24 protein-coding genes are annotated in these 26,671 nt (G+C 63.2%); 15 read left to right on the top strand and 9 right to left on the bottom strand.

What is annotated here, in order from left to right:
• Positions 1 to 62 precede the first annotated feature (62 nt).
• The 3 genes from ACXYN8_RS09440 to ACXYN8_RS09430 form a co-directional block, all read right to left on the bottom strand.
• On the bottom strand, positions 63 to 527 hold the full coding sequence (locus tag ACXYN8_RS09440) for a DUF1294 domain-containing protein (RefSeq protein ID WP_458889176.1): 465 nt from the start codon (positions 525 to 527) through the stop codon (positions 63 to 65).
• 46 nt (positions 528 to 573) lie between these two features.
• Positions 574 to 1,557, bottom strand: a complete 984-nt coding sequence (locus tag ACXYN8_RS09435; RefSeq protein ID WP_458889175.1) for a DUF2806 domain-containing protein — start codon at positions 1,555 to 1,557, stop codon at positions 574 to 576.
• Positions 1,558 to 1,623: 66 nt separating this feature from the next.
• Positions 1,624 to 2,688 (bottom strand): ribonucleotide-diphosphate reductase subunit beta, encoded by a 1,065-nt coding sequence (locus tag ACXYN8_RS09430; RefSeq protein ID WP_458889593.1) that lies wholly within the window; start codon positions 2,686 to 2,688, stop codon positions 1,624 to 1,626.
• Positions 2,689 to 3,298: 610 nt separating this feature from the next.
• Between ACXYN8_RS09430 and ACXYN8_RS09425 the strand changes: the two genes are divergently transcribed.
• The 7 genes from ACXYN8_RS09425 (at position 3,299) to ACXYN8_RS09395 (ending at position 7,482) form a co-directional block, all read left to right on the top strand.
• Entirely contained in the window at positions 3,299 to 3,493 is a 195-nt protein-coding gene (locus ACXYN8_RS09425) for a hypothetical protein (protein WP_458889174.1), read from the top strand.
• Between the two features lie 195 nt (positions 3,494 to 3,688).
• Positions 3,689 to 4,327, top strand: a complete 639-nt coding sequence (locus tag ACXYN8_RS09420) for a CDP-alcohol phosphatidyltransferase family protein (protein ID WP_458889173.1) — start codon at positions 3,689 to 3,691, stop codon at positions 4,325 to 4,327.
• Positions 4,324 to 4,938 (top strand): lysophospholipid acyltransferase family protein, encoded by a 615-nt coding sequence (locus ACXYN8_RS09415; RefSeq protein ID WP_458889172.1) that lies wholly within the window; start codon positions 4,324 to 4,326, stop codon positions 4,936 to 4,938. The genes ACXYN8_RS09420 and ACXYN8_RS09415 overlap by 4 nt, the downstream gene beginning before the upstream one ends.
• Positions 4,935 to 5,882 carry a phosphatidate cytidylyltransferase gene (locus ACXYN8_RS09410; RefSeq protein ID WP_458889171.1) on the top strand — a complete coding sequence of 316 codons (948 nt, stop codon included), beginning with the start codon at positions 4,935 to 4,937 and terminating at the stop codon, positions 5,880 to 5,882. Before ACXYN8_RS09415 ends, ACXYN8_RS09410 begins: the two co-directional genes overlap by 4 nt.
• 18 nt (positions 5,883 to 5,900) lie before the next feature.
• Complete coding sequence (locus ACXYN8_RS09405) at positions 5,901 to 6,449, top strand: hypothetical protein (protein WP_458889170.1); 549 nt, start codon at positions 5,901 to 5,903, stop codon at positions 6,447 to 6,449.
• A gap of 135 nt (positions 6,450 to 6,584) precedes the next feature.
• Positions 6,585 to 6,809 carry a DUF2171 domain-containing protein gene (locus ACXYN8_RS09400; protein WP_458889169.1) on the top strand — a complete coding sequence of 75 codons (225 nt, stop codon included), beginning with the start codon at positions 6,585 to 6,587 and terminating at the stop codon, positions 6,807 to 6,809.
• Positions 6,810 to 6,987: 178 nt separating this feature from the next.
• Positions 6,988 to 7,482 carry an EF-hand domain-containing protein gene (locus tag ACXYN8_RS09395; RefSeq protein WP_458889168.1) on the top strand — a complete coding sequence of 165 codons (495 nt, stop codon included), beginning with the start codon at positions 6,988 to 6,990 and terminating at the stop codon, positions 7,480 to 7,482.
• On the opposite strand, the gene ACXYN8_RS09390 is transcribed toward ACXYN8_RS09395, so the two are convergent.
• Positions 7,483 to 8,151 carry a queuosine precursor transporter gene (locus ACXYN8_RS09390; protein WP_458889167.1) on the bottom strand — a complete coding sequence of 223 codons (669 nt, stop codon included), beginning with the start codon at positions 8,149 to 8,151 and terminating at the stop codon, positions 7,483 to 7,485.
• Positions 8,152 to 8,297: 146 nt separating this feature from the next.
• Here ACXYN8_RS09390 and ACXYN8_RS09385 point away from each other — a divergent pair, with 146 nt between their 5' ends.
• From ACXYN8_RS09385 to ACXYN8_RS09370, 4 genes are all read left to right on the top strand, one after another.
• Positions 8,298 to 9,608, top strand: a complete 1,311-nt coding sequence (locus ACXYN8_RS09385; protein WP_458889166.1) for a NupC/NupG family nucleoside CNT transporter — start codon at positions 8,298 to 8,300, stop codon at positions 9,606 to 9,608.
• A gap of 19 nt (positions 9,609 to 9,627) precedes the next feature.
• Entirely contained in the window at positions 9,628 to 10,563 is a 936-nt protein-coding gene (locus ACXYN8_RS09380; protein WP_458889165.1) for an isopenicillin N synthase family dioxygenase, read from the top strand.
• Between the two features lie 260 nt (positions 10,564 to 10,823).
• Positions 10,824 to 14,231, top strand: a complete 3,408-nt coding sequence (locus ACXYN8_RS09375; protein ID WP_458889164.1) for a TonB-dependent receptor — start codon at positions 10,824 to 10,826, stop codon at positions 14,229 to 14,231.
• 122 nt (positions 14,232 to 14,353) lie between these two features.
• Entirely contained in the window at positions 14,354 to 15,352 is a 999-nt protein-coding gene (locus ACXYN8_RS09370) for an alkaline phosphatase D family protein (RefSeq protein ID WP_458889163.1), read from the top strand.
• Here the strand turns inward: ACXYN8_RS09370 and ACXYN8_RS09365 are convergent, their stop codons facing one another.
• The 3 genes from ACXYN8_RS09365 to ACXYN8_RS09355 all read right to left on the bottom strand — a co-directional run bounded on the left by ACXYN8_RS09365 (position 15,353) and on the right by ACXYN8_RS09355 (position 19,405).
• Positions 15,353 to 17,488 (bottom strand): malate synthase G, encoded by a 2,136-nt coding sequence (locus ACXYN8_RS09365; protein WP_458889162.1) that lies wholly within the window; start codon positions 17,486 to 17,488, stop codon positions 15,353 to 15,355.
• A gap of 23 nt (positions 17,489 to 17,511) precedes the next feature.
• A complete protein-coding gene (locus ACXYN8_RS09360; RefSeq protein WP_458889161.1) occupies positions 17,512 to 17,691 on the bottom strand; it encodes a hypothetical protein in 180 nt (59 codons plus the stop codon).
• Between the two features lie 115 nt (positions 17,692 to 17,806).
• A complete protein-coding gene (locus ACXYN8_RS09355) occupies positions 17,807 to 19,405 on the bottom strand; it encodes an isocitrate lyase (RefSeq protein WP_458889160.1) in 1,599 nt (532 codons plus the stop codon).
• 142 nt (positions 19,406 to 19,547) lie between these two features.
• Here ACXYN8_RS09355 and ACXYN8_RS09350 point away from each other — a divergent pair, with 142 nt between their 5' ends.
• Together ACXYN8_RS09350 and ACXYN8_RS09345 are read left to right on the top strand one after the other, a co-directional pair.
• Entirely contained in the window at positions 19,548 to 20,957 is a 1,410-nt protein-coding gene (locus tag ACXYN8_RS09350) for a helix-turn-helix domain-containing protein (RefSeq protein WP_458889592.1), read from the top strand.
• A gap of 61 nt (positions 20,958 to 21,018) precedes the next feature.
• Positions 21,019 to 21,321, top strand: a complete 303-nt coding sequence (locus ACXYN8_RS09345) for a hypothetical protein (RefSeq protein WP_458889159.1) — start codon at positions 21,019 to 21,021, stop codon at positions 21,319 to 21,321.
• Positions 21,322 to 21,324: 3 nt separating this feature from the next.
• Here ACXYN8_RS09345 and ACXYN8_RS09340 read toward each other — a convergent pair whose 3' ends face one another.
• Positions 21,325 to 23,331: a TonB-dependent receptor gene (locus tag ACXYN8_RS09340; RefSeq protein ID WP_458889158.1), complete on the bottom strand. Its 2,007-nt coding sequence runs from the start codon at positions 23,329 to 23,331 to the stop codon at positions 21,325 to 21,327.
• Between the two features lie 110 nt (positions 23,332 to 23,441).
• Here ACXYN8_RS09340 and ACXYN8_RS09335 point away from each other — a divergent pair, with 110 nt between their 5' ends.
• On the top strand, positions 23,442 to 24,947 hold the full coding sequence (locus tag ACXYN8_RS09335) for a flavin-containing monooxygenase (RefSeq protein WP_458889157.1): 1,506 nt from the start codon (positions 23,442 to 23,444) through the stop codon (positions 24,945 to 24,947).
• Positions 24,948 to 24,985: 38 nt separating this feature from the next.
• Positions 24,986 to 25,753 (top strand): competence/damage-inducible protein A, encoded by a 768-nt coding sequence (locus ACXYN8_RS09330; protein WP_458889156.1) that lies wholly within the window; start codon positions 24,986 to 24,988, stop codon positions 25,751 to 25,753.
• Here ACXYN8_RS09330 and ACXYN8_RS09325 read toward each other — a convergent pair.
• Complete coding sequence (locus ACXYN8_RS09325) at positions 25,734 to 26,597, bottom strand: PEP-CTERM sorting domain-containing protein (protein ID WP_458889155.1); 864 nt, start codon at positions 26,595 to 26,597, stop codon at positions 25,734 to 25,736. The genes ACXYN8_RS09330 and ACXYN8_RS09325 overlap by 20 nt on opposite strands.
• Positions 26,598 to 26,671 lie beyond the last annotated feature (74 nt).

Raw genomic sequence — 26,671 nt, 5'->3', positions numbered from 1 at the left:
AATCCTGCATTGGGAACACAGGATAGCGGCGGAGCGGGGCTGTAGGACAGTCGGGAGGGGCGCTAGCGGATCGGCTCGCAAGCCACGCCATCGCCGTCCCCGTCCATGTCGCTGCGATAGCCCGGCTCGCCATAGTGGAGCGGAGCCTTGCCCAGCGCGCGGACCTCGTTGCAGCCGGAGTAGGTAACGCTGCCCATCACGGCCTGCATCTGCGCCCGCGCCTCCGGGTCCATCGGTTTCAGCGGCGGAGCGAAAAACCACACCACTGCGCCGAAGAGGGGCACGGCCACTGCGCCGGAGAGCATCCGTTCGAGGAAGCCGGGCTTGCGCGTCTTGTGCCGAAACAGTGTCCGCCCTGCGAGCGCGCCCACGATCCCGCCGACACTGGCAAGCAGCACCAGCGTGTTCTCCCGCACCCGCCAGCCGCCGCTCTCCGCCTGCGCCTTGTCCCAACCAAACGCCGCAAAGGCGAGGAAGTTGACCGCGATCAGGTAGTAGGTGGCGATCTCGAGAAAAGAAATTTGCAAATGGAAATTCTACAAAGAAATTTGGATTAACAAGTACTCAAGCTAATTAATTATTAGAGAACGGATCATCGCCCCAAAGTACTTCAAGAAGTTCGAGCGATTTTCCCGCCCCCTTTTGCTCGTTGATTGTGCACAACGCGATACCAGATATCACTGCATCCGACGAAAAATTACGGTCTCTAGTTGTAAGATATTTCGAGACTGACCGGAGTTTGGAAGTTTCATCGGTTTCTGGTAAAATTTCGCGCAACTGAATCCCGATCTTTGAGAGCGCAATGACTGGAGCCGACAGATTTCCCATCTTTGAGACTTTCCCGACAAGACCATAACATCTGCCAGCGAGCGTAAATAATCCTCGATCATCTATGTTAGGCGTCCAACTAAGATATCCAGAAACACCAGATATCATTCCCGCGGCTTCTAGCTCGAGGAGTTCGTCTACGTTTTCTTTTTCGTACGAAGTATCTGCCAGAAAGATCGTATTTGCCAAACTATGTTGCAAGACTTTCTCAAAAGAGACTGCCAAACTTTGATCGAGTTCGGATATAAGGCGTATCGCAGTTTTACTGAAGGCGCCTGGCTTTGCCACTTCACCAGCCAGTACTCGCCCCCAAAGCTGCCTCATCTTCTCTGAACTGGCATCTTCACAGTAGCGTTCGAAAGAGTTCAGCCAGTCACTTTCTATATCTCGATCCTTGGCTGGCGTTGCGCCATTCTCTAGCAAAGCTTGGTTTTCCTGATTCTCTAACAGAGCTTGAGTGGCCTGCTCTATAACCGCCGCCTTGTTCTCTTGTTTACGAAATTCCTTGGGAAGCCAAGCTTGGACAGCGGCCTCAACCAATTCGGGATCTGAAGCCGCCTTTTCCGCCGCAGCCCTAGCGATGGCTTTTACCACTTCTGACTTGGCGTCTGTCTTATCATTTACAGCCTGCGTGGGTCGACGCGTCCAAGCTGTTAGGTAATTAGTGAGCCCACCAAAGAGGTGGTTGATCGCTTTTATCAAACCTACGGCTGCGTCACCCTGGACCACGGCCAGCGCGTCTTGGACACTTGCCGGGAGATTGTCATCAGGTGGAACCGGCGGCAAAGTTCTAACTCACTCCGCCGCCTGCACCCCGGCTCCGCTGTCGTCGCCGAACATGTCCGGGCCTTCGTCGACCAGTTCTTCCTCGTTGGCGGCCTTGGCCTTGCGGCGCTTGTCGAAGCTCGACCACACGTCGTTCCAGTTGCCCTTGGTCGCGGCCTTGGAATATTCGGTCGCGCGGGTTTCGAAGAAGTTGGCGTGCTCCACCCCGTTCAGCAGCGGGGCGAGCCAGGGCAGCGGGTGGTCTTCCACCATGTAGATCGGCTGCAGGCCGAGCTGGCCCAGCCGCCAGTCCGCGATGTAGCGGATGTACTTCTTGATCTCCTTCGCCGTCATGCCGGGCACCGGGCCCATTTCGAAGGCGAGGTCGATGAAGTTGTCTTCCAGCCGCACCGACTTCTGGCAGATGTCGATGATGTCTTCCTTCACCGCCTTGGTGTAGCAGTCCCGCTCCTTCACGAATTCGTGGAACAGGCGCACGATGCCTTCGCAGTGCAGGCTCTCGTCGCGGACGGACCAGCTGACGATCTGCCCCATGCCCTTCATCTTGTTGAAGCGCGGGAAGTTCATCAGCATGGCGAAGCTGGCGAACAGCTGCATCCCTTCGGTGAAGCCGCCGAACACGGCCAGCGTGCGGGCGATATCCTCGTCCGTGTCGACGCCGAACAGCTGCAGGTAATCGTGCTTGTCCTTCATCTCCTCGTATTCGAGGAAGGCGCTGTATTCCGCCTCGGGCATGCCGATGGTGTCAAGCAGGTGGCTGTAGGCGGCGATGTGCACCGTCTCCATGTTGGAGAAGGCGGTCAGCATCATCTTGACCTCGGTCGGCTTGAACACGCGGCCGTACTTGTCGTGGTAGCAATCCTGCACCTCGACATCGGCCTGGGTGAAGAAGCGGAAGATCTGGGTGAGCAGATTGCGCTCGTGCTCGGAGATCTTCTGCGCCCAGTCGCGGCAGTCCTCGCCCAGCGGCACTTCCTCCGGCATCCAGTGGATCTGCTGCTGGCGTTTCCAGAATTCGTACGCCCACGGGTATTCGAAGGGCTTGTAGGTCTTTCTGGCTTCGAGCAACGACATCTTGTGGTCCCCTGGCTGGGTGCGGATTGCGGGCGAATGGTCAATATAGGGAATCATGCCTGCGATTCGATAGCAAGGGGGATGATTCATGCGGGGATAAAACGGGCACGAAAACCGGTCGAATTGCGGCCTCGCGGCCACGGTTCCGGCATAATTGCAGGCATCGGCGGGCGTATATTGCCATCGTGCCAACGAGTCGCTGCGAACCGGCGGACCGGCGGCGACACGGCGCGGACTGCGGATGCACCTGCCCTCCCGCCACTTGCCGGCCCTGTCTTCCTGACATGCCGGCAGCGGCGGAAGCTCCGGTGACACGGCACGTGCCCTTGCGAGGCGGGAAGAGCAGCAAGGCCTCCCACCCTGCCCTCGCCCATGACGCCCCTCTTCGCGCGCTCGCGGGAGGGGCGTTTTCGCTGGGCCGGAGGGAATGCCCAACCGTTCGTCGCAAGCGAAAAGCGGAATGGCTCAGGCCGCGCGAATTGGCGGGAACCGTCAGGGATTCCCGGCGGTTGATTGCTTGCCCGGCCGGTGGCTCCCCCCTCCCCCACATGGCCGGGCACACCCAACCAGAGCCGCCCGATCAACGCGGCCTTCGAGAGAAGCCTGACCGATGACGATGCACAGCACCATCGCAGCCCCCGACCGCACCAGAGGCGTCGTGCAACCGCAGCGCCTTTCGCGCCGCGCGGGACTGCGCGCCAGCCCGCTGACGCCCGAAGGCCCCGCGCCGGACATTCACGGCGACGAGGAAGACGCTTTCCTCCAGCACATGACCGACGGCGAGCATCCCGGCCAGCTGGGCTGACGGCGCGGGCAAACACGCGCTACCTCCAGAACCAGCCGTCCTTCGCCCCGCGGCGCGCGCCGCAGCGGCGTGGTGCAAACCCGATCTCGTCGGATTTTCCCAAAGGCGAACCCCTTGCAATCGAAGGCTTGGCAACACCGCGATTGAAATGCGAGATGTCATGCGCTTCAGGCGAAAGCGCCACAGGGGGATTGCGTGACACAGCAGGATGCCAGCTACGAAAATCGCAGGCCATTGCGTACGCGCTCTGCCGCCTGGGCGCAGAGCCTGGCGTCCGCGCTCGCGGCCATCGGGCTCAGCCCCAATGCGATCAGCACCATCGGCATACTGTTCGCCGCGATGGGGGCGTGGGGATTCCTCAGGACGGACGAGAGCCAGTGGTTCTTCCTGCTCGCCGCGCTCGGCATCCAGCTGCGACTGCTCGCCAATATGCTCGACGGGTTGGTCGCGGTGGAAAGCGGCAAGGCGAGCGCGACGGGACCGCTGTTCAACGAAGTGCCCGACCGCATAGAGGACGCGCTGCTGCTGATCGCTGCGGGATATGCCGCAGGCGAGGTCGAGCTGGGCTACGGCGCGGCGCTGCTCGCATTCGGCACGGCCTACGTCCGCGCGACCGGCGGGGCGCTGGGCTTGCCGCAGGATTTCATCGGGCCGATGGCCAAGCAGCACCGCATGTTCGTGCTGACCCTCGCCGCGCTGCTCGCCGCCTTCCTGCCGGCCAATCCCTTCATCGCGTGGGGCCTTTGGCTGATCGTCGCCGGAGCCGCGCTGACCTGCCTGATCCGCACCTGGCGCATCGGGCGCGGGCTGCGTGGCAAGGCGCGGGGCCAATGATAGCGCGGCTGGTGGGCGAGGCTATCTTCGCCGCCACGCGCTTCCTCGTTGGCGGGCATCCGCGCTGGCGCGGAGTCGAGCCGGACCTGACGCAGCGGATCTACTTCGCCAACCATGCGAGCCATCTCGACACCATCCTGCTGTGGGCCGCGTTGCCGGGCGCGCTGCGCCGCACGACGCATCCGGTGGCCGCGCATGACTACTGGGGCACCGGCGCGATAAAGCGCTTCGTCGCCATCGATGTGCTCAATGCCGTGCTGGTGGAGCGGAGCGGCAGCCGCGACCCGCTCGCCCCGATGCGCGAGGTGCTGGAGCGCGGCGAAAGCCTGATCATCTTCCCCGAAGGTACCCGCCGGAACGAAGCGACGCCGGGCCGCTTCAAGCCCGGCCTCTACCATCTCGCGCGCGACTTTCCGCAGGCGCAGCTGGTGCCGGTCTATCTCACCAATCTCGCCCGCGCCTATCCCAAGGGCGCGCTGATCCCGGCGCCGATCACCAGCGTGGTCAATTTCGGCCCGCCGGTGGAGTTGATGGCAGGAGAGGACAAGGACGCTTTCCTCGCGCGCGCACAAGGCGCCGTCGCGGCACTGGCTGAAGGAGAAAGTGCATGAGCCTGAGCCTGAGCCCGACGATGATCACCCTGTTCGGCGGCGTGCTGGCGCTGCTGCTGGTCGCCTCGCTGGTGGGCTTCGTGCTGTCCCGGCGCGTGACCAGCGAAGGCGGCAGGCTGACGATCGACAATTTGAATGCGCGGATCAAGGCGTGGTGGCTGATGATCGCGATTTTCGCGGTCGCATTCACCTTCGGCAAGATGGTGACGATCGTGCTGTTCGCACTGACCAGCTTCTATTGCCTGCGCGAATTCCTGTCGCTTACGCCCACGAGGCCGGAAGATCACCGCGCGGTGGCGGCGGCATTCTATCTCTTCATACCGCTCCAATACTGGCTGATCGCTGTGGAATGGCAGACGCTGTTCGCGATCCTGATCCCGGTCTGGGCGTTTCTGCTGCTGCCGCTGCTGTCGGTGATGAAGGGCGAGACGGAGGACTTCCTCCCCCGCACCGCTCGCATCCAGTGGGCGCTGATGCTGACCGTCTTCTGTATCAGCCACGCCCCGGCGCTGCTGATCCTGGACATTCCGGGGCTCGAGGAGAACTTCCTGCTGCTGTTTTTCCTGATCACCGTCGTGCAGCTTTCGGACGTGTTGCAATATGTCTTCGGCAAGCTGTTCGGCCGCCACAAGGTCGCACCGCGCGTCAGCCCGGCCAAGACGTGGGAAGGCCTTATCGGCGGGGGACTCTCCGCATCGGCAGTGGGGGCGGCGCTGTTCTGGATCACGCCTTTCTCTCCGTTGGAAGCGGCGGGCATGGCGCTCACCATCGTGCTGGCCGGCTTCGTTGGCGGACTGGTGCTGAGCGCGGTCAAGCGCAGTCTGAAGGCGAAGGACTGGGGCACGATGATCGAAGGGCATGGCGGCGCCCTCGACCGGATGGATTCGGTCAGCTTTGCCGCGCCGGTGTTCTTCCATCTCACCAACTACTTCTTCGCAATCTAGACGGAAGGGGAAAGCGCAATGGCCTTCGCCGCGATCGGACTGGCCGCCGTCTGGGCGCTGGCAGAGGCGGTGGTGTTCTTCATCGTCGCGGATGTGCCGATCATGGCCGTGGCGCTGCGCTGGGGCTGGCGACAGGGCGTCTTGGCGGCGTGCTTCGCTGCCGTCTTTGCCGCGCTGGGCGGAGCGGTGGTTTACATGGGCGCGGCGACCTTGCCGGAACTGACGCGCCCGTTGCTGCTCGGTGTGCCGGGGATAAGCGCGCAAATGCTCGACGATGCGGTGGAAAGCTACGGCATGGGCGGCTTCCTGCCGATGCTGGCCGGGTCGTTCACCGGCGTGCCATATAAACTCTACGCCTTCGCCGCCGGGCTGAACATGGTCCCGTTGCCCGCATTTCTGTTGCAGACCGTGTTCGCCCGCTTGCCGCGCTTTCTCCTCGTGGCGCTGCTATCGGGATGGCTCGGCGAGCGCCTGCGCCCCTGCCTGCCGCAATGGGCGATCTGGGCATTGTTCGGCGTATGCTGGCTTGCATTCTACGCCTGGTATTTCACTTCCTTCGGATGGTGAGGAGGACATGTTGAAGCGAGCCGTTCCCTGGCAGCGACGAGCTGTGGGAAACCTCGGAACGAAAACCGGTCCTGAACCGTTGGTTGCTTGTAAGTCATTGAGACAATGACGCAAAACCAGAATTCAGGAGTATCTATGTTCGAGAAGTTTCGCATCAAGGAACACATGGAAGTCGCCGACAGCAACGGCCAGCATATCGGCACTGTCGATGACGTCGACGGTGACAAGATCAAGCTGACCAAGTCCGACGCGGCAGACGACATGCACCACTTCCTCTCGATGGACGATGTCGAGAAGATAGACGACAATCGCGTCTATCTGAAGGAAGGCGCACGCATTCCGACAGGCCTGAACGTCTGACGACCAGAGCACTGCCAGAACATTGATTGCCTCGCTCAACAGGGTGGGGGCAACACCGGCCCCGGTTTCGATCCCCCTCGGAACCGGGGCTTTCGGTATCTGGATGGCAGACCGGATGGACAAGGCGCCGCTGCTGCCCCATCTTGCTGATAATTTGGCGTTACAGGGAGCTTAAGCGATGTCGGCAGTTATCATTTCCGCAGGTCTGGTCTTTTCCATGCAGGCGGTGACGGAACCGGTCGCGCGGGCCGAATATCTCGCCGTCATGGATGCCGAACACGCGAAGCTCGATGCCAATGGCGATGGCAACGTGACCGGGCAGGAAGCTGCCGCCGCGCAGACGCGCGAGGCGCAAATGCAGGTGCTGGCCGCCAACAGGCAGATCTTTGCGCGGCTGGACAGGGACAACAACGGGACGCTGACGGCAGAAGAATTCGCGGCCCTTGCCGCCCAGCCGCAACCGGCGGACCCCGCACCCTTCATGCAGCGGCTGGACCTCGACAAGAACGGCAGCGTCACGCTGATCGAGCATCGCCGCGTGATGGCGCAGACCTTCGACGCGATCGATACCGATGTCGATGGCGTGGTCACGCCCGCCGAAATGAACGCCGCGAACCAGCGCGCCGCCGCCGCGGCGCAGGCCGAGGCGCAACGCCAGTCGAACGGGCGGTGATCAGGCCGTACCGCGGTCCAGCCAGCGCGCCAGCTTGACGCCGCCGGTAATCAGGAACGGCACCAGCACGATGCTGAGGGCAACCTTCGCCAGCACCTGCCCGATCAGCAGCGGCGTGATGTCGAACTGACCGTAGAAGGCCAGCGTCACGAAGATCACCGAATCGATCGCCTGGCTGAGCGCAGAGGCGATCGCCCCGCGCACCATCAGCGACACGCCCTCGCCCTCGCCCGAACCTCGCAGGCGGTCGAAGATCCAGACATTGAGCAACAGCGATACGATGTAGGCTGCAGGGCCAGCCAGCATGATGCGCGGCGTTTGCGACAGCACCCGCTCGAACGCGGCCAGGTCCTCTCCGCGGAATGCGATCATGTCTGGCGAGGCGGGCAGACGCAGCACCAGCAGGATGAGAACCGCCGAGATGGCCAGCGGCAGAAAGCCCCACCACACCAGCCTGCGCGCGCGTTCCTGGCCGTAGAGCTGGGCGATGGTGCTGGAAATCACCACCAGCAGCAGGAAAGCGAAAATGCCTGCCTCTACCGCGAGGTTGGTCGGCCAAAGCTGCACCTGCTTGTAGGCAAGCACGCCCGCCGCCACGGTCATCCCGCCATAAAGCAGGGTGTAGACGAACAGGCCGCGCGGCATGGTAATGGTCGAAGTGTCGTTCATCCCGTGGGGGCTATTAACTCTGCGGGCAAAAGGGAAGCGCCGAGCCGTGGGTGGCTGGCTTTTGCCTGTGGATGCCCATAATGCTCCCCCTTTGACACGCGGGCCGAATCCGCCTGCGCACATCGAATTCGACCTTCGGGGGGTCCATGCCGCAATTGTTCAGCCTGCTCGGGATCGGCGCGATCCTGCTCATCGCCTTTCTGCTTTCGACCGGAAAGAAACGCATCAAGCTGCGGATCGTGGGCGCGGCCTTCGCATTGCAGGCGCTGCTCGCCTTCCTCGTCCTGCGGACGCCCTGGGGACGCGCTGCGATCCAGTGGATGGCGGATGGAGTCGCCGCACTGCTGAGCTATGCGAACAAGGGCACGGAATTCCTGTTCGGTCCCTCGGCGACCAACCCGTTGGCAAACACTTTCGCGCTCGGCGCGCTGCCGGTGATCGTGTTCTTCGCGGCGCTGGTCTCGATCCTCTATTACCTCGGCGTCATGCAGCGCGTGGTGCGCTGGGTCGGCGGGGCGATCGGCTGGCTGACGGGCGTGAGCAAAGTCGAATCGCTGGGCGCGGCCGCCAACATCTTCGTCGGACAGAGCGAAAGCCCGCTGGTCGTCCGCCCCTATCTCGCCGCGCTGGCGCCCAGCCGGTTGTTCACGCTGATGACGGTCGGCATGGCGGGCGTCGCCGGTACCATCCTGGCCGCCTATGCCGGGCTGCTGGGAAGCGACTATCTGCCGTTCCTGCTCGCCGCCGCCTTCATGTCCGCGCCGGGCGGCATCCTGATGGCCAAGATCATCATGCCCGACGAAGGCGGCCCCTCGCCCGAAGCGGAAGGCGAACTCACCCTGCCGCGTGGTCGCCTGAGCGGCGAAGGCCCGGCGGCGATAAGCGAAGGCAAGCCGCACGAGGTCGAAATGGCCGAAACCTTCGAGGACGGCGTGCGGCCCGCGAACATCATCGAAGCCGCCGCGCAAGGCGCGCAGACCGGGCTCAAGCTGGCCGTCGCGGTCGGTGCAATGGTGCTGGCCTTCGTCGCGCTGGTTGCGCTGGCCAATGGCATTCTTGGCGGAATCGGCAGCTGGTTCGGCTATCCCGAACTGTCGTTCCAGGCGATCGTCGGCGCGATTTTCGCGCCGGTGATGTGGCTGCTCGGCATTCCGTGGAGCGAGGCGCAGGTCGCGGGCGGGCTGTTCGGCACCAAGATCGTGCTCAACGAATTCGTCGCCTTCATCGACCTCGGCGCGATGGAGCCGGGAACGCTGTCCGACCGGACGCGCGCAATCGTCACCTTCGCGCTGTGCGGGTTCGCCAATTTCAGCTCCATTGCGATCCAGATGGCAGTGACCGGCGGCCTTGCACCCAACCAGCGCCCGGTCATCGCGAAGCTGGGCCTGCGCGCGCTGGCGGCAGGCAGCCTCGCCAATCTGATGAGCGCCGCATTGGCGGGCTTGTTCCTCGCCTGATTGTGCTAAGGGCGCGGGCATGACTTCGACAGAAATGACCATTGCCAGCGTCTCGCTGGAACAGCCGCTCGAAAGCATTGCGACAGAGCTTGGACACAGCTTCGAGGAACTGGGTTTCGGCGTCGTCCGCGACCACGGCATTCCCGATGCGCTGGTGGATCAGGCGTGGGACCGCGCCCGCGCTTTCTTCGACCTGCCCGATGATTTGAAGCGCGCCTACGCCATCGCCGGAAGCGGCGGTGCGCGCGGGTACACGCCCTTCGGCACCGAAAAAGCGAAGGACGCCGCCGTCCACGACCTCAAGGAATTCTGGCACGTCGGCCAGACGCTGGAGCCGGGCGATCCGCTCAATGCGACGATGCCGCCCAATGTCTGGCCAGCAGAGGTCCAGCAGTTCGAGGAAACCTTCCAGCAGCTGTACCGCACGCTGGAGAGCGTGGGCACCCGCATCCTGTCGGCCATCGCGCTGCACATGGGGCTGGACCGCAACTGGTTCACCCCCACGGTGGAGCGCGGCAATTCCGTGCTGCGCCTGCTGCATTATCCGCCCGTGCGCCCCGGCAACGAAGGCGCCGTACGCGCCGCCGCGCACGAGGATATCAACACCATCACCCTGTTGCTGGGCGCGGAAGAAGCCGGGCTGGAGCTTCAGCGCAAGGATGGCAGCTGGATGCCGATCGACCCGCCCGAAGGTGCGCTGGTCGTCAACATCGGCGATATGCTGCAACGCCTGACAGCAGGCCGCCTGCGCTCCACCACCCACCGCGTGGTCAATCCGGTCGGTGAAGCCGCCCGCCGCTCGCGCTATTCGATGCCATTCTTCCTGCACTTCCGGTCGGACTTCATGATCGACCCGGACAAGGTAGGCATCGCGCGTTCGGATGATCCGGCCTACGCCCCGATCAGCGCGGACGACTACCTGATGCAGCGCCTGCGCGAAATCAATCTGGTCTGACGACCTCAGGATATTGGCAAGATTATCCACTCACGAGTGATTTTGCAACTTATGTTGCAATGCGGCAACAGTGATTAACTACTATATTTCATCAACTTAACCGCCACTATTTGGCTATAGAAAATATATTGGCAAGCGCCGTGAAACCTCTGCAGAGGCTGTCATAGACTCGTCACAACTCCCCTGTTTAGGAGCGCCAACCATGGGCCGAAGGGATTCGCGGTCCGGTGCCCAACGTCGAAACAGGGAACCCAGACGTCATGAAACTTAAGTATCTTCTCGCGGCGAGCGCACTTAGCCTCTCCGCAACGGCAGTCGTACTGCCTACCGCCGCTGCTGCACAGCAGATCACTTCGGGGATCGAAGGCCGCGTGGCCGACGCCAACGGCGCTTCGATCAGCGGTGCAAGCGTTGTGATAACCGACACCCGCACAGGTGCGAGCAGCACGTCGACGACCGGAGCCGACGGCCAATTCCGTGTAGACAGCCTCGTTACTGGCGGCCCGTACACTATTACAGCAACCGCTGGCGGCTACGAAGGGCAATCGGTAGAAGGCGTATTCATCAACCTGCAGGGCAACACCCAGCTTACTTTCTCGCTTGAAGACGGCTCGGCATCTGGCGAAAACCTTATCGTCGTGACCGGCAGCCGCGTGCAGCTTTCGACTCGTGCGATCGGCCCCGGCCAGTCTTTCGGCGAAGGCACGATTAAAGCCTTCCCGTCGATTTCGCGTGACGTGCGCGACATCATCCGCATTGACCCGCGTGTCAGCCTTGACCGTTCGAACGAAGTCGACCGGGTGTCCTGCCTTGGCGGCAACGACCGTTCGAACTCCTTCACTGTCGACGGTATTGCCCAGTCCGACCTGTTCGGTCTGAATGGCACGCCCTTCGCCAGCCGCAACTCGCTGCCGCTGCCCTATGACGCGGTTCGCGAAACCTCGGTCGAATTCGCACCCTTCGATGTCCAGTACGGCCAGTTCACCGGCTGTGCTATCAACGTCGTCACCAAGTCCGGGACCAACGAGTTTCATGGCTCGGCCTTCTACACCTATGCCAGCGACGACCTGCAGGGCGACAAGGCCGGTGGCGACGACTTCAGCGGCTCTTCCTACAAGGAAAAGCGCTGGGGCGTTTCGCTCGGCGGCCCGATCATCAGGGATCGCCTGTTCTTCTTCGGCGCTTATGAAAAGACCGACCTTGGCGACAGCCAGGAAGCAGGTCCGATCGGTGCAGGCTATGCCCGCGAACTCGACTTCGTGACGCAGGGACAGTTCGACCAGTTCTCGCAGATCCTCAGCGACGTTTACGGTTATGAAACCGGCGGTCTCGCCCGCGGCCTGGCCGAGGGCAGCGAGCGTTATTTCGGTCGTATTGACGCCTACATCACCGACGATCATCGTCTTGAGGCAACTTATCAGCACCTCGAAGAAACGAACGTCGAAGGTGACGATTTCTCCGAAACATCCAACGTTCTGACCGGTCTCAACAGCTTCGAAGACGAGGGTACGCAGAGCGACTATTACTCGCTTCGCCTGTACTCGACCTGGTCGGACGTCTTCTCAACGGAACTGCGGTTCAGCCGCGCCGACGTGCAGGACGTGCAGGGCCCGGTCGGTGGCGGTGAGGCGCAAGATGCCAATCCGATTCCGCGCTTCGTCGTCGGTGTCGAAAATGACGGCGAATTCGGTTCGATCGTCGCCGGCCCTGGCTTTTCGCGCACATCGAATGATCTCAAGACGAAGGTGACGCAGGTCAAGGCGCTTGGCCGCATGGACTTCGATGCGCACCAGATCACAATCGGTGCCGAATTCAATCAGCTCGATGTGTTCAACCTGTTCGCACAGAACTCGACCGGTACGCTGACCTTCAACAATCTGACCGATTTCGCTAACGGCATCCTGTCGGGCGGCTCCAACACCTTCCCCGACGGAGCAGCGATCAATGCAGGTGACGCAGCCGGTTCGTACGGAAACTTTACCGCATCAGGTGACATCAACGACGCTGCAGCCAACTGGAAGCGGAACACTTGGGTGGCCTATATCCAGGACGACTGGCAGGCGACTGATCAGCTTGAATTGCAGGCTGGCGTCCGTCTGGAGTGGCTTTCGGGCGATGCTCCTGATCACAACCCAAACTTCTTCAATCGCTACGGGTTCACCAATGCGAATTCGTTCGGGAAGATCGATCCGGTGGTGCTGCCCCGTCTGGGCATAACCTACGACCTGTATAACAACGGTTTCATCTCTAACACAAAGATCAAGGGCGGCGTCGGTCGCTTCACCGGAGGCGATCCGGCGGTATATGTGTCGAATGCCTTTTCGAACAACGGTTACGCCGTTGGCTTTGGCCAGACCGGCCGCAATGGCTGTGCTGAAGGCACGCAGGTCGACGTTACTCCGGCGGGCTCGTTCACGGGCATTCCGCAGTGTGTGATTAATAATGCATCTTCAGCTTCAGCTGGCGGTTTTGCGGATACCCAATCGACCGATCCCAACTTTAAGATGCCGACCGTGTGGCGCGCCAATCTCGGACTTTCGACCGATCTGGGCACCGAAACGGGCTTCTTCAGCGACTGGCACCTCGATCTCGACTTCATTTACTCGAAGTTCGTGAACCCGGTGGACTTCGTCGACCTTTCTCAGGTCGTCGATCCTTCGCAGGGCCTTGACGGCTATACTGTCGATGGTCGTCCGATCTACGCCGCGATCGACCCGACACGAGACGGCTGTGACGCTACCCTCCTCGACCAGGGTGGCTCGCCGCCGACCTACACCAACGTCACCGGAGCCTGCTTCGGAACGAGCCGGGACGACGAAATCCAGCTAACCAACGGCAAGAGCTACGAGAGCAAGATCTTCTCGGCGATCCTGTCGAAGTATTGGAACCGCGGACTGTTGACCGACGGTGGCTCGGTCCGCTTGAACCTCGGCTATGCCTACACCGACGCGGAGAACAACCGTTACAACAACAGCTCCACCGCGACGTCGAGCTTCGACATCGTGGCGGCTTTCGACCGTCAGAATGTCGATGTTGCGACGGCTGAGTACCAGACCTCACACAACATCAGCGCGGCGATCAATTTCGAGGAAACCTTCTTCGGCGATTACGCGACCAGCGTCGGTGCGATCTTTGTCGCCCGTTCGGGTCGTCCGTATTCGATCGTGTGGGACAATATCTCGACCGTTCTGAACGACAGCGCGAGCGGCGACTTCAATTCGCTGCTTTACGTCCCGACCGGGGTTGGCGATCCGAACGTGGTGTACACCAACGCCACTGCGGAGAGTGAGTTGGATGCCTTCATCAACGCCAACTCGTGTGTCTCGGACTACCGTGGTTCGGTGCTGCCGCGTAACAGCTGCCGCAACAATTGGTTCTACGACCTCGACCTGCGCTTCAGCCAGGAACTGCCGGGCCCGGCACGCGTGTTCGGTCTAACCAACGACCGCATCAAGCTGTTCGCGGACTTCGACAACTTCCTGAATCTGCTGGACTCGGACAAGAACGTCTACAAGCGTTACGGATATAGCGAAAGCGTCATCCGTGCGAATCGGATCGATAGCCAGGGCCGTTATGTCTATGACGAGTTCACCGGTCCGCGCGATCCGGAAATCCAGAGTTCCTCTTCGCTCTGGAAGATTCAGCTGGGCGTGAGCTACGAGTTCTGATGCTCATGACCCGATTGAACTTCCGTTCGATCATCCTTGCGGTCGCCCTGTCAGGGGTGGCCGCTTTCGTTTCCGGGCCCGTTGAAATTACGTCGGGCACGCTGTCTATGGCGGACCCAGCGATGTCTCCAGCCGTCCTCGACACCGCGCAGCCACTGACCCGAATCGCTTTTGCCAGTTGCAACCGGCAGGACAGTCCGCAGCACATGTGGCCTCTGATCGGGGCGACGCGCCCGCAGCTGTTCATGATGATCGGCGACAACGTCTATGGCGATCGCGGCTGGGCCGGTGATCCGGAGCTTGCCTCCTTCAGCAATGCCTACGCCATGCTCGGGGCAGAGCCGGGCTTCACCGCCCTGCGCCACGATGTGCCGATACTCGCGACATGGGACGACCACGATTACGGACCCAACGACGCCGGAGGGGAGTTCCCCTACAAGCTGCGATCCGAAGACCTTTTCGAAGCCTTCTGGAATTCCTCTGCCGCCGTACGTTCGCGGCCCGGCATCTACGACAGCGTGACGGTCGGCCCGGCGGGCCAGCGGGTGCAGATTATCGTGCTCGATACGCGCTTCTTCCGCAGCCCGTTGACCAAGGGTCCGCAGACGGAGGAACGCCCGCCGCTGGGCCCCTACGTGCCGCACAGCGATCCCGCCAAGACCATGCTCGGCGCAGAACAGTGGCAGTGGCTCGAAGGCGAGTTGGCCAAGCCCGCCGACCTGCGCCTGATCGTCTCCTCGATCCAGGTGCTGGCGGACGCGCAGAATTTCGAAAAGTGGGGCAATCTGCCGCTGGAGCGGGAAAGGCTCTACCGTATGCTCAAGGCACGCAACGGCGGCGGCATCGCGCTGCTGACTGGCGACCGGCACTCCGGCAGCTTCTATCGCGCCACCCCGCCCGCTTTGGGCGAAGAGGTGGTCGAGATCACCTCGTCATCGCTCAACGCCGCTTTCGTATCCGAAGGCGCGAGCGAGCGGGAGGCCGACGCCAGCCGCATCGGCCCGCTCTATCTTGTCGAAAACTTCGCCACGCTGGACATCGACTGGCGCGCGCGCGCGCTGAAGATGGATTTGCGGGACAATACCGGCGCGGTGATCGCCGGAGAGACGATGCGCTTCTAGTTAAGCTTTCTTGCGCCGGCGGAACTGGTGCAGCAGCGGCTCGGTATAGCCGCTCGGCTGCGTCGTACCCTCGAACACCAGCGCCCGCGCTGCCTGGAAGGCAAGGCTCGTCGCTTCGTTGCCTGCCATCGGTTCGTAGAGCGGATCGCCCGCGTTCTGTTCGTCCACCTTGGCGGCCATGCGGCTGAGCGCGGCATCGACCTCGTCCGCCGTCACCACGCCATGCTGCAACCAGTTGGCGATGTGCTGCGAGGAAATCCGCAGTGTCGCGCGGTCTTCCATCAAGCCGACGTCGTGGATGTCCGGCACCTTGGAGCAACCGACGCCCTGGTCGATCCAGCGCACCACGTAGCCGAGAATGCCTTGCGCGTTGTTATCGAGTTCCTCGCGCACTTCCTCCGGCGTCCAGTTGGTCCCACCAGCCAGCGGGACGGTAAGCAGGTCGGCCAGCGGCGCGATGCTTTCCGCCGCGCGCTGTTCCTGCCGTTCCGCCACGTTGCAGCTGTGGTAATGCGTCGCATGGAGCGTCGCGGCGGTCGGTGACGGCACCCATGCCGTGCTCGCGCCACTCTGCGGATGGCCGATCTTCTGGTCGAGCATATCGGCCATCATGTCGGGCGCGGCCCACATACCCTTGCCGATCTGCGCCCGGCCGCGGAAGCCGCAGGAAAGGCCGATCTGGACGTTGCGATCCTCGTAGGCGGAAATCCATTTCTCCGCCTTGATCTGGCCCTTGCGCAGGAACGGCCCGGCCAGCATCGAGGTGTGGATTTCGTCGCCCGTGCGGTCGAGAAATCCGGTGTTGATGAAGAAAATGCGATCCTTCACCGCGTGGATGCAGGCGGCAAGGTTCGCACTGGTGCGCCGTTCCTCGTCCATTACGCCGACCTTGATCGTGTGGCGGTCGAGCCCCAGCAGATCTTCCACCGCGTCGAACAGATCGTTAGTCAGCGCCGCCTCTTCCGGCCCGTGCATCTTCGGTTTGACGATGTAGATGCTGCCGCTCCGGCTGTTGCGATATTGCCCCAGGCCCTTGAGGTCGTGGAGCCCGCAGAGCGAGGTGAAGACCGCATCGAGCAGGCCTTCGGGCGCTTCGGAGCCATCGGGCAGGCGCACCGCCGGATTGGTCATCAGATGGCCGACATTGCGCACCAGCAGCAGCGAGCGGCCGGGCAGCGTTTGCGCGTTCCCGTCGGCATCGGTGTAGGTGACGTCAGGGTTGAGGCGGCGGGTGAGCGTCTTGCCTCCCTTGTCGAAGCTTTCCTCCAGATCGCCGCGCATCAGGCCGAGCCAGTTGCGATAGGCGAGCACCTTGTCCTCTGCGTCGACCGCGGCGACCGAATCCTCGCAATCGATGATCGCTGTCAGCGCGCTTTCGAGCACGATGTCGCTGATCTTCGCCTTGTCGGTGCGGCCAACCGGGTGTTCGGCATCGAAGCGAATATGGATGTGCAGGCCGTTATGTCGCAGCATCACGCCACCCTCGGTCGTGCCGATATGGCCCGCCGGATCGGCCAGCACGATGTCGTCGACGCCGGAGATATCGGCCCAATGTCCGCTCGCCAGCGGCACCGCGCGGTCGAGGAATTCGCGGCCCCATGCGATCACGCGCTGCCCGCGCGCCTCGTCATAGGCGCCCGGAGGGGCGGTGTCGCCCAAAGCATCGGTGCCGTAGAGTGCGTCGTAGAGACTGCCCCAGCGCGCATTGGCCGCATTAAGCACGAAGCGCGCGTTGAGCACGGGCACCACCAGCTGCGGGCCGGCAACACTGGCGATTTCGCTGTCGGTGTTCTCGGTCCCGATGGTGAAGGCCGCAGGCTCGTCGACCAGATAACCGATTTCGCGCAGGAAGCTTTCCGGCGCCCCGCCCTTGCCCGGATTGGCCTTGTGCCAGTCGTCGATCTGCTGTTGCAGGTTTTCTCGCTTGGCCAGAAGTTCGCGGTTGCGCGGCGCGAAGCGGGCGAGGATGTCGGCCAGCCCTTCCCACAGGGTCAGAGCGCTGATGCCGGTGCCGCGCAGCGCCTCGTCCTCGACGAAGCGGACCAGTTCGGGCGCAAGCCACAGTCCCGCACGTTGCTCGAAAGCGTCCTCTCCCAAACTTTCCGGCTTCGCTGTATCGGCAACTGTGGCTTGCATTCGGTCAGACCTCTTCGGTGTGATCAGCCCGCCCGGCCAAGCCGGTGCAGGAGATTGGCGTAGCGCTGCGATTCTGCCGGATCCTCGCAATTGCGGGCATATTCGGCGACGGCGGTGCGCAGCAGTTTGAAATCCTGGTTGGAAAAGATCGCGCGCGGCCGTTCGTCCGGGCGGCTCTGCGGCATGTCTTCGTCGTGGCTCATCGTCTGTTCTCCTTATCGGCCCCCAATCGATCGGGGCGCGGACGCTCTCTCCTATCGCCGCGCCCCGACCGAGGCCACCCCCACGGGCGGTGACCTCCAGCAGGGACCGCCGGCGTCAGGCAGCAGCGAACTGGTTCATGGTGTTGTCCTTGCCGCCGGCCTTGAGGGCCGCTTCGCCGGCAAAGGCTTCCTTGTGGTCGTCCCCGATGTCGGAGCCGGCCATGTTCTGGTGCTTCACGCAGGCGATGCCTTCGCGGATCTCGCGGCGCTGGACCTGCTCGACATAGCCCAGCATCCCCTCTTCACCGAAGTAACGCTTGGCGAGGTTGTCCGTGCTCAGCGCGGCCGTGTGATAGGTCGGCAGGGTGATCAGGTGGTGGAAGATGCCCGCCTGCGCCGCGGCATCGGCCTGGAAGGTGCGGATGCGGGCATCGGCTTCCTGCGCCAGCTCGGTCTCGTCGTAATCGACGCTCATCAGCCGGGCGCGGTCGAAAGCGGAGACGTCCTTGCCTGCGGCTTCCCAGGCATCATAAACCTGCTGGCGGAAGTTGAGCGTCCAGTTGAACGACGGCGAGTTGTTGTAGACCAGCTTCGCATTGGGGATGACCTCGCGGATACGGTTCACCATGCCGCCGATCTGGCCGATGTGCGGCTTCTCGGTTTCGATCCAGAGCAGATCGGCACCGGCCTGAAGGCTGGTGATGCCGTCGAGCACGCAGCGGTCCTCGCCCGTTCCGGCGCGGAACTGATAGAGGTTGCTCGGCAGGCGCTTGGGGCGCAGCAGCTTGCCTTCGCGGCTGATGAAGACATCGCCGTTCTTGATGTCGGCCGGGGCGACTTCCTCGCAGTCGAGGAAGCTGTTGTACTGGTCGCCGAGGTCGCCTTCTTCCTTGGTGTAGGCGATCTGCTTGGTCAGGCCCGCGCCGAGGCTGTCGGTGCGCGCGACGATGATTCCGTCGTCCACGCCCAGCTCGAGGAAGGCATAGCGGATGGCGCGGATCTTCTGGTGGAAGTCCTCGTGCGGCACGGTGACCTTGCCGTCCTGGTGGCCGCACTGCTTCTCGTCGGACACCTGGTTCTCGATCTGCAACGCACAGGCGCCCGCTTCGATCATCTTCTTGGCGAGCAGATAGGTCGCCTCGGCATTGCCGAAGCCTGCGTCGATGTCGGCGATGATCGGAACGACGTGGGTTTCGTAATTGTCGATCGCGGACTGGATGCGCTTGGCCTCGACCTCGTCACCCTTTTCGCGGGCGGCGTCGAGATCGCGGAACATGCCGCCGAGTTCGCGGGCATCGGCCTGCTTGAGGAAGGTGTAAAGCTCCTCGATCAGCGCGGGCACCGAAGTCTTTTCGTGCATCGACTGGTCGGGCAACGGCCCGAAGTCGCTGCGGAGCGCGGCGACCATCCAGCCGGAGAGGTAGAGGTACTTGCGCTTGGTCGTGCCGAAATGCTTCTTGATGCTGATCAGCTTCTGCTGCCCGATGAACCCGTGCCAGCAGCCCAGCGACTGCGTGTAGTCGGCGGGGTTGGCATCGTACGCAGCCATGTCCTCGCGCATGATCCTGGCGGTGTACTTCGCGATGTCGAGGCCGGTGTTGAAGCGGTTCTGGATCTTCATCCGCGCTGCGGTTTCGGCGTCGATCGCGTTCCAGGGCGCTCCGTTGGTGCCGATGGTCTGGCTGAGTTGGTCGATTTCGGACTGGTAGGTCATCGGGAGAGATCCTTCGTTGACTGGTGATTCGATCTGCACCCGAAATGCGCTGTTGCAATGCACAAGAAAACGCTCTGCGGTGTCATATTGTCAAACTTTACAAAATATGATTGTAAGGATGTAAAGTTTAAGTGGAGTTTGCCTGATGGTCGCGAAAGCCCTGTTCCTCGGACCGCGTATCAAGCGTCTGCGCCGCGATCTTGGCCTGACGCAGGCGAACATGGCGAGCGATCTCGACATCTCGCCCTCCTACGTCGCACTGATCGAGCGGAACCAGCGCCCGGTAACGGCCGATATGCTGCTTCGCCTCGCGCGCACATACGAGGTCGACATCGCCAGTCTGGCAGATGACGATGCGGACGAGACGGGCCAGCGCCTGCAGGCCGTGCTGGCGGAGCCGATCTTTTCCGACATAGATCTTCCCGCACTCGACGTGGCGGATATCGCGGCGTCCTATCCCGGCTTTGCCGAGGCTTTGCTGCGGCTGCACACCGCCTATGGCGAAGAACAGCTCGAACTCGCCCGCCGACGCGAGGTGACGCCCGCTGGCGCAGGCGCGGTGGTGAGGACCGATCCCGTCAGCGAAGTGCGCAACTTCCTCGCCGCGCGGCGCAACGCCTTCCCGACGCTCGATGATTCGGCGGAACGCTTGGCCGGGGACCTCACTTCTGCCGAGACGATGATCGCTCGCCTGGCGGACACGCACCGTCTGGAGGTCCGGTTCGTGAACCCCGAACTGATCATGGGGGCGCTGCGCTGGCACGACCGGCACCGCGGGCGGGTGATGCTCTCGGAAGGGCTGGATCCGGCCTCGCGTCGCTTCCAGCTGGCCGTGCAGCTCGCCTTGCTCGAGGCGCGCGCGGAGATCGAACGGCTCGTCGGCGAAGGCAATCTTTCCACCGACAATGCCCGCCGCATGGCGCGCCGCGCTCTCGCCGGCCATTGGGCAGCGGCATTGCTTATGCCTTACCGTGCCTTCACCCGCGCCGCGAAGGACGCGCGTTACGATATCGAACTGCTCTGCCGGAGGTTCAGCACGACTTGGGAACAGGTGGCGCATCGGCTGACCAATCTGACCCGCCCCGGCACCGACGCGGTGCCGTTTGCCTTCGTGCGCATCGACCAGGCCGGCAATGTCTCGAAACGGCTGGACGGGGCAGGCTTCCCATTTGCGCGGCTCGGCGGTGGCTGCGCGCTGTGGAACGTCCACGAAACCTTCCGTCAGCCGTTCCGCATCTATACCCAGTGGCTGGAACTGGAAGACGGGCAGCGGTTCTTCAGCGTCGCGCGCATGGTGCGCGCGGGCGGCGGCAGTTACGACGCGCAACGCGTCGAACGCAGCGTAGCGCTGGTCTGCTCGGCCGAGCACGCGGGACAGCTCGTCTATGCGGAGCCTCAGGACAAGCGGCCTGCCCCCACGCCGGTCGGCGTCGCCTGCCACTTGTGCCACCGTCCCCACTGCCTTGCCCGTGCGACCCCGCCGATCGGGCGCGAGATGCGGCCCGACGAATATCGTGAGACCGGCATCCCATTCGCATTCGCTTCCGACTGAGCGCGGAACCGCCGGGCAGAACGAGCGTTTTTTCGCCAAACGATTTCAGGGAGTCCATTCCATGGCCGAAGAACGCATCACCGAAACCCGCGACGAAGCGGGCAATACCCACACCACGCACACGATCGTCAGCGACGGCGCAGAGCCGCGCCGCAGCGGCGGGGCAGGCTGGGTCATCGCCCTCGTCCTGATCGTCCTGGCAATCGGTGCCTTCTTCCTGTTCAGCCAGCAGAACAACTCCGAAATCGCCGCGAACGAGGCGATGACAGAGGCCGCGAACAATGTCGGCGATGCTGCCGGTCAGGTCGGCGACGCTGCACAGAACGCCGGTGAAGCCGTACAGGACGCCGTCGACGACGAGTAAGCCCTAAAAGCCGTATCTCAGCCCTGCCCACACCGTGCGCGGGGCTCCGAGATCGACCGATCCCCCCGAATTGCGGGTGACGATCCGCTCGTCGAGCAGGTTCTCGCCGCGAAAGACAGCAGAAAGCTCGCCGGCAAGTGGCACCTGCACGAAGGCGTCGAGCGTCGTCGCAGCGGGCAGAACGTCCGCGCCGCTGTCATCCTCGAACTGGCGGGAGACATGGCGTAGCGTCAGCGCGGCGCGCGTGCTTTCTCGCGGTGCGTAAGCGATCGTCGCGCTGGCGGCGAACTTGGGCGATTGTGGCGGCCGCGCTTCGTCAAGCCCGGCCGATTGCCCTGATCCATCGATCGTCGCATCGGTCCAGGCGAGCGATGCGTCGAAGCGCCATGCATTCCGGACGATTCCCAATGCTCCCTCCAGCCCCTGCGCGTCGATTGCGGGCAGGTTCTGCCGCTGGCGCAGCGTCGGCGTCAGCGAGACATTGGCGACGGCTTTCTCGAGGCGGTTGTCGAAAGCGGTCAGCGAGAATGCGATTCCGTCTGCCACGGTCCAGTCCGCGCCGATTTCGAACCCGGTAAGCCGTTCGGGTCGCAGGTCCGGGTTGGCTTCCGTCGTGATGGGAAACACCACGAAGGGGCGATAGAGCTCGTTCAGGGTCGGCAGGCGGAGGCTGCGATAGGCTGCCGCCCGCAATTGCAGCGTATCGCTTGCCTCGAGGGCCGCGCCGCCGCGCCATGAGAGCGCCCAGTCGGCGCGATCGGAATAACTGTCTGCGCTCGTCACCGCTCCCGCCGCATTGGTGTCGCGCAGGAAGCCGTCTTCAATGCGGTAGCGATCCGCCCGGACACCTCCGGTCAGGACCAGAGGGCCGAAGCGTCGGTCGTATTCGGCGTAGAGCCCGACATCGCTGTTGCGTCCGCCAGCATAACGGCTGCCGGTTAGCGCGCCCGTGAAGGCGCTGATCCGGTCTTCCGCAATCTCGCCTTCGACCACGCGCAGATCGCTGCCGAGCCGCAAGGTCTGGTCCACACCCAGCGGCGGGCGCAGCTCCACCTTCCCGCCATAGCCGCTCGACGGCGTATCCTTCTGATCGAGCACCGGCGTGAAACGGGTGGAGGAAATGACGATGTTCGAAAAATCGCGCCACTGGCCGTAGCCGAGAACGTCGAATTGCCAGCGGCCGCGACCGACCAGCCGCAGGCTCGCATCCTGTCCCTCGATCCGCGAATCCGCGCCGTCGAAGCGCAGCGTCCGCTCGTCCTCGAAGGCCAGCGCGCGTGCCTGCAATTCCACGTCGGGTCCGACCGGATAGGCCACCCGCGCACTTGCCGACCAGCTTTCGAACGCGGCACGGGCGCTGGCAGGTACGCGCTGATCCCGCGGCGTCGTATGGAAGCCCTGCCCCCGGTCCCATTTGCCTGAAAGCACCGCCATCCCGTCGCCAACGCGCGGAGCGACGCTTCCGAAAAGTTCGGTCTCGGCGCGTTCGTTGATGGCGCCGCTCGCCTGCACGGGAGCAAGATCAACCGGCCCGGCGCTCTCGAGCGCAATGACGCCCGCCAGCGCGCCTGCGCCGAACGGCCCCGCCCCGCCGCCGCGCGTGACGGAGATGCGGCCCAGCCGCTCCGGCGCGAGCGCGCTCAGCGGGACGTAACCGAAGAAGGGATCGGTCAGCGGCACCCCGTCCAGGGTAACCAGAGCGCGGCTGCTGGCGTTGCCGCCCAGCGCGCGCAAGGTGACGCCCTGCGCCGTCGGGTTCGAGGAGCGGCTGTCCGAACGGCGAAATTGCTGGAAGCCCGCGACGTTCGCGAGCACGTCCTCTATCCGGCCCGAAGCGCTGGCGGTGATCCGTTCGCGTTCCAGCTCGACAGTGTCGTAGGCGATTGCCCCGTCGGGTTCTTCCAGCCCCTGCCCGGTGACGACAATGACCGTCTCGTCCTGCGCCAGTGCCATCGTGGGGAGGACGGAAGCGGTGGCGAGCAACGAGAGCGTAAAGGTTCTGTGGATCATGCCGTCGCGACTAGCGCGGCGCGCGACGGCCGAACACCCCTCGCCACCGATCCGCTGGCAAGCGAACCCGTTTTCCCTTACAACCGATTCCCGATGGAGAGAGAAACCTGATGACCAAACCCGACGTCGACGTCCTGATCGTGGGGGCCGGCATTTCCGGCATCGGCATGGCCGCTCACCTCAAGATGGAGTGCCCCGACCGCAGTTTCACGATTCTGGAGCGGCGCGACAATCTGGGCGGAACGTGGGACCTGTTCCGTTATCCCGGTATCCGCTCCGACAGCGACATGCACACGCTCGGCTTCGAATTCGAACCTTGGCGGCACGAGAAATCCATCGCCGATGCTCCTGCGATCCTGGAATATCTCAATCGCATCGTCGATGAACGCGGCATCCGCGAACACATCCGCCTGTCGCAGAAGGTGATTTCCGCCGACTGGAGTTCGGCCGACGCGATGTGGACGCTGACGGTGGAAAACGGGTCCGGCGAACAGTCGCAGACCACGGCGCGCTGGCTCTATCTCGGATCGGGATACTACGATTACGACGAGCCCTACGATGCAGGCTTCGACCTTTCCGCCTTCAAGGGGCAGGTCATTCATCCGCAGTTCTGGCCGGACGATCTCGACTATTCGGGCAAGAAGGTGGTGGTCATCGGATCGGGCGCAACCGCGGTCACCATCGTTCCTTCGATGAGCCGGGATGCCGCGCATATTACCATGCTGCAACGCACGCCGACTTGGGTGTTCAGCCGCCCCGCGAAGGACGGGATCGCGAACGCGCTGCGTAAGGTCCTGCCCGAACGGCTCGCCTATCGGATCACGCGGTTCAAGAACATCCAGATGCAGTCGTTCGGCTTCAAGGCGGCGCGCAACCATCCGGAAAAGGCGAAGCAGCGCCTGCACGATCGCATCCGCAAGTCGATGGGCGCGGATTACGATCTCAAGGATTTCACGCCGCCCTACAATCCGTGGGACCAGCGTATCTGCCTGGTGCCCGACGACGACCTATTCGCGGCGATGAGGGCGGGCAAGGCCGAAGTCGTGACCGACCGCATCGCCGGGTTCGAGGAAAACGGCATCAGGCTCGAATCGGGCAAACTGCTGGAAGCCGACATTGTCGTAACCGCGACCGGGCTGCGCCTAGCCGTGGCAGGGAAGATCGCCGTTTCGATGGACGGTGCGCCTGTGAAGTTCGAAGATCACTTTTACTACAAGGGCTGCATGTTCTCGAACATTCCCAACCTCGCGGTCGTGTTCGGATACCTCAACGCAAGCTGGACGCTGCGCGCCGATCTCAACTCCGCTTACATTTGCCGCATGCTGAACCTCATGACCGAGCGCGGTGCCAGCGTCGCCGTGGCCGATCTTTCCAAAGAGCGGGAAGCTGCGCTGGAAGAGGACGACCTGTTCGACTTTTCCTCCGGTTACATCCAGCGTTCCAAGCACATCATGCCCAAAAGCGCGGTGGAATACCCTTGGCGGCTCAACCAGAACTACGTGATGGATCGCAAGATCATGCGCGAAAGTCCGGTAGAGGACGGGATCCTGACGCTGCGCGGTCCGGATGCAGGCGCCGCCGAAGATGCGGAGCAACGGCTGGAAGCTGCCGAATAGGGTTTGCGCCCTCGCCCGCATCGATTAACGCTCCGTCCATGAGCGAAAACAGCGACAAGATCTGGACCGCCGGGCTGATCGTCATCGGAGACGAGATTCTTTCCGGCCGCACGCATGACAAGAACATCGCGCAGGTCGCCAGCTGGCTCCAGGTGCAGGGCATTCGCCTTTCCGAAGTGCGCGTGGTGGCCGACGTGCAGGAACGGATCGTTGCAGCCGTCCATGCCCTGATGGCGGATTACGACTACCTGTTCACCACCGGCGGCATCGGCCCGACGCATGACGACATCACGGTGGACGCGGTCTCGGCTGCGCTCGGCGTCGACGTGGTCGTCCACCCGACGGCGCGCGCGATTTTGGAGGAATATTACGCCGACAAGCCCGGCGGCCTGACCGACGCGCGCCTTCGCATGGCCCGCGTGCCGGAAGGGGCGGACCTCATCCCCAACCGCATGTCCGGCGCACCGGGCATTCGCAGGGGCAACCTGTTCCTGATGGCAGGCGTGCCGCATATCACCGCCGGTATGCTCGACGCGCTGACCGGGCAGCTTGAAGGCGGCGCGCCGCTGCTGTCGGAGACCGTCGGCTGCTGGAGCCCGGAAAGCGAAGTTGCCGACATCCTGCGCCAGGTCGAGAAAGCGCATGAAAACTGCCAGATCGGCAGCTACCCCTTCTTCCGCGAAGGCCGGGTCGGCGCGAACTTCGTCGTCCGTTCCACAAAGCAGGACGACCTCTCCAGCTGCGTCGACACCTTGTGCGAAGCGTTGGCAGAGGCCGGCTTCGATTTCACGCCCGGCGGGATCTGACAGCGCGACGGCGACGCCAGGCCAGACCTGCGGCCCCGGCACCGAACAGGACGAGCATCCCCGGCGCTGGCACCGGTGTCGCTCCACTTGAACTCTGCGCCTGATAGGTCGGCAGGTTCCAGCCGCCCGAGAACACCAGGTCGAAGAAGCCGGTACCCGTGCCACTGGAGGGATCGGTGCTGTTCACGCGAATGCCGCTGGTAGACAGCTGCGGCCCGCCGCCCTCGCCTTGCAATCCGAAGATCACCGGATCGTCAGCCGCTGTGGCGCGACAGGCCTGCGGGCCGGAGCACGGAAGATAGGTCGCGCTGTCGGCGTCGTAGATATATCCCGGCGCGCCGTAACTGCCGGAAAAGAAGTTCTCACCGCCATCGAGGCTGTAGCTGTCTGTCCCGTAATCATAGACCACGCTGAGCGAGGCGTCCGGCAACTGACCGAGGTTCAGCGTGCGCTGGAGCGGGCTGCTGACACTGAAGCTTTCGATGTAGCCAGTGACCGGGCTTGTCCCGGGCTCGGGCGAGGTCAGGCGCAGGCGGTAGATGCCGTCTTCCGCGACGGGGCCGGCGTAAGTGGTATCGTAGAACGCGCGCGTCGGCAGAACCGCCTCTGCGGTGAAACTGAAATCGTCACCGACCTTCAGCGGATAGCTCGGCAGGTCGCCGCTGTATTCGACCAGCGATCCGTCCTGTCGCCGGATCGTCAGCGTGTCCTGTGCGCTCTGCGTCACGGTGCCGTCGAAACGAATCGTGACCACCCGGGACACGTCGCTTTCCTGCGCGAGCGCAGTGCCGGGCAGGCCCATTCCAGCGACCAGAGCCGCGACCAGACAGTTCGATAATTTCACAACTCAGCCCCCCAATGCATCTGACAAAGGGGAGGCTGGCCGATACTCTACCGACAGGCCAGTTGCGTGGGATG

This window comes from Altererythrobacter sp. CAU 1778, assembly GCF_054482795.1.
The sequence above is the reverse complement of the archived record's forward strand: the minus strand, read 5'-3'. Positions and strand labels throughout refer to the sequence as shown.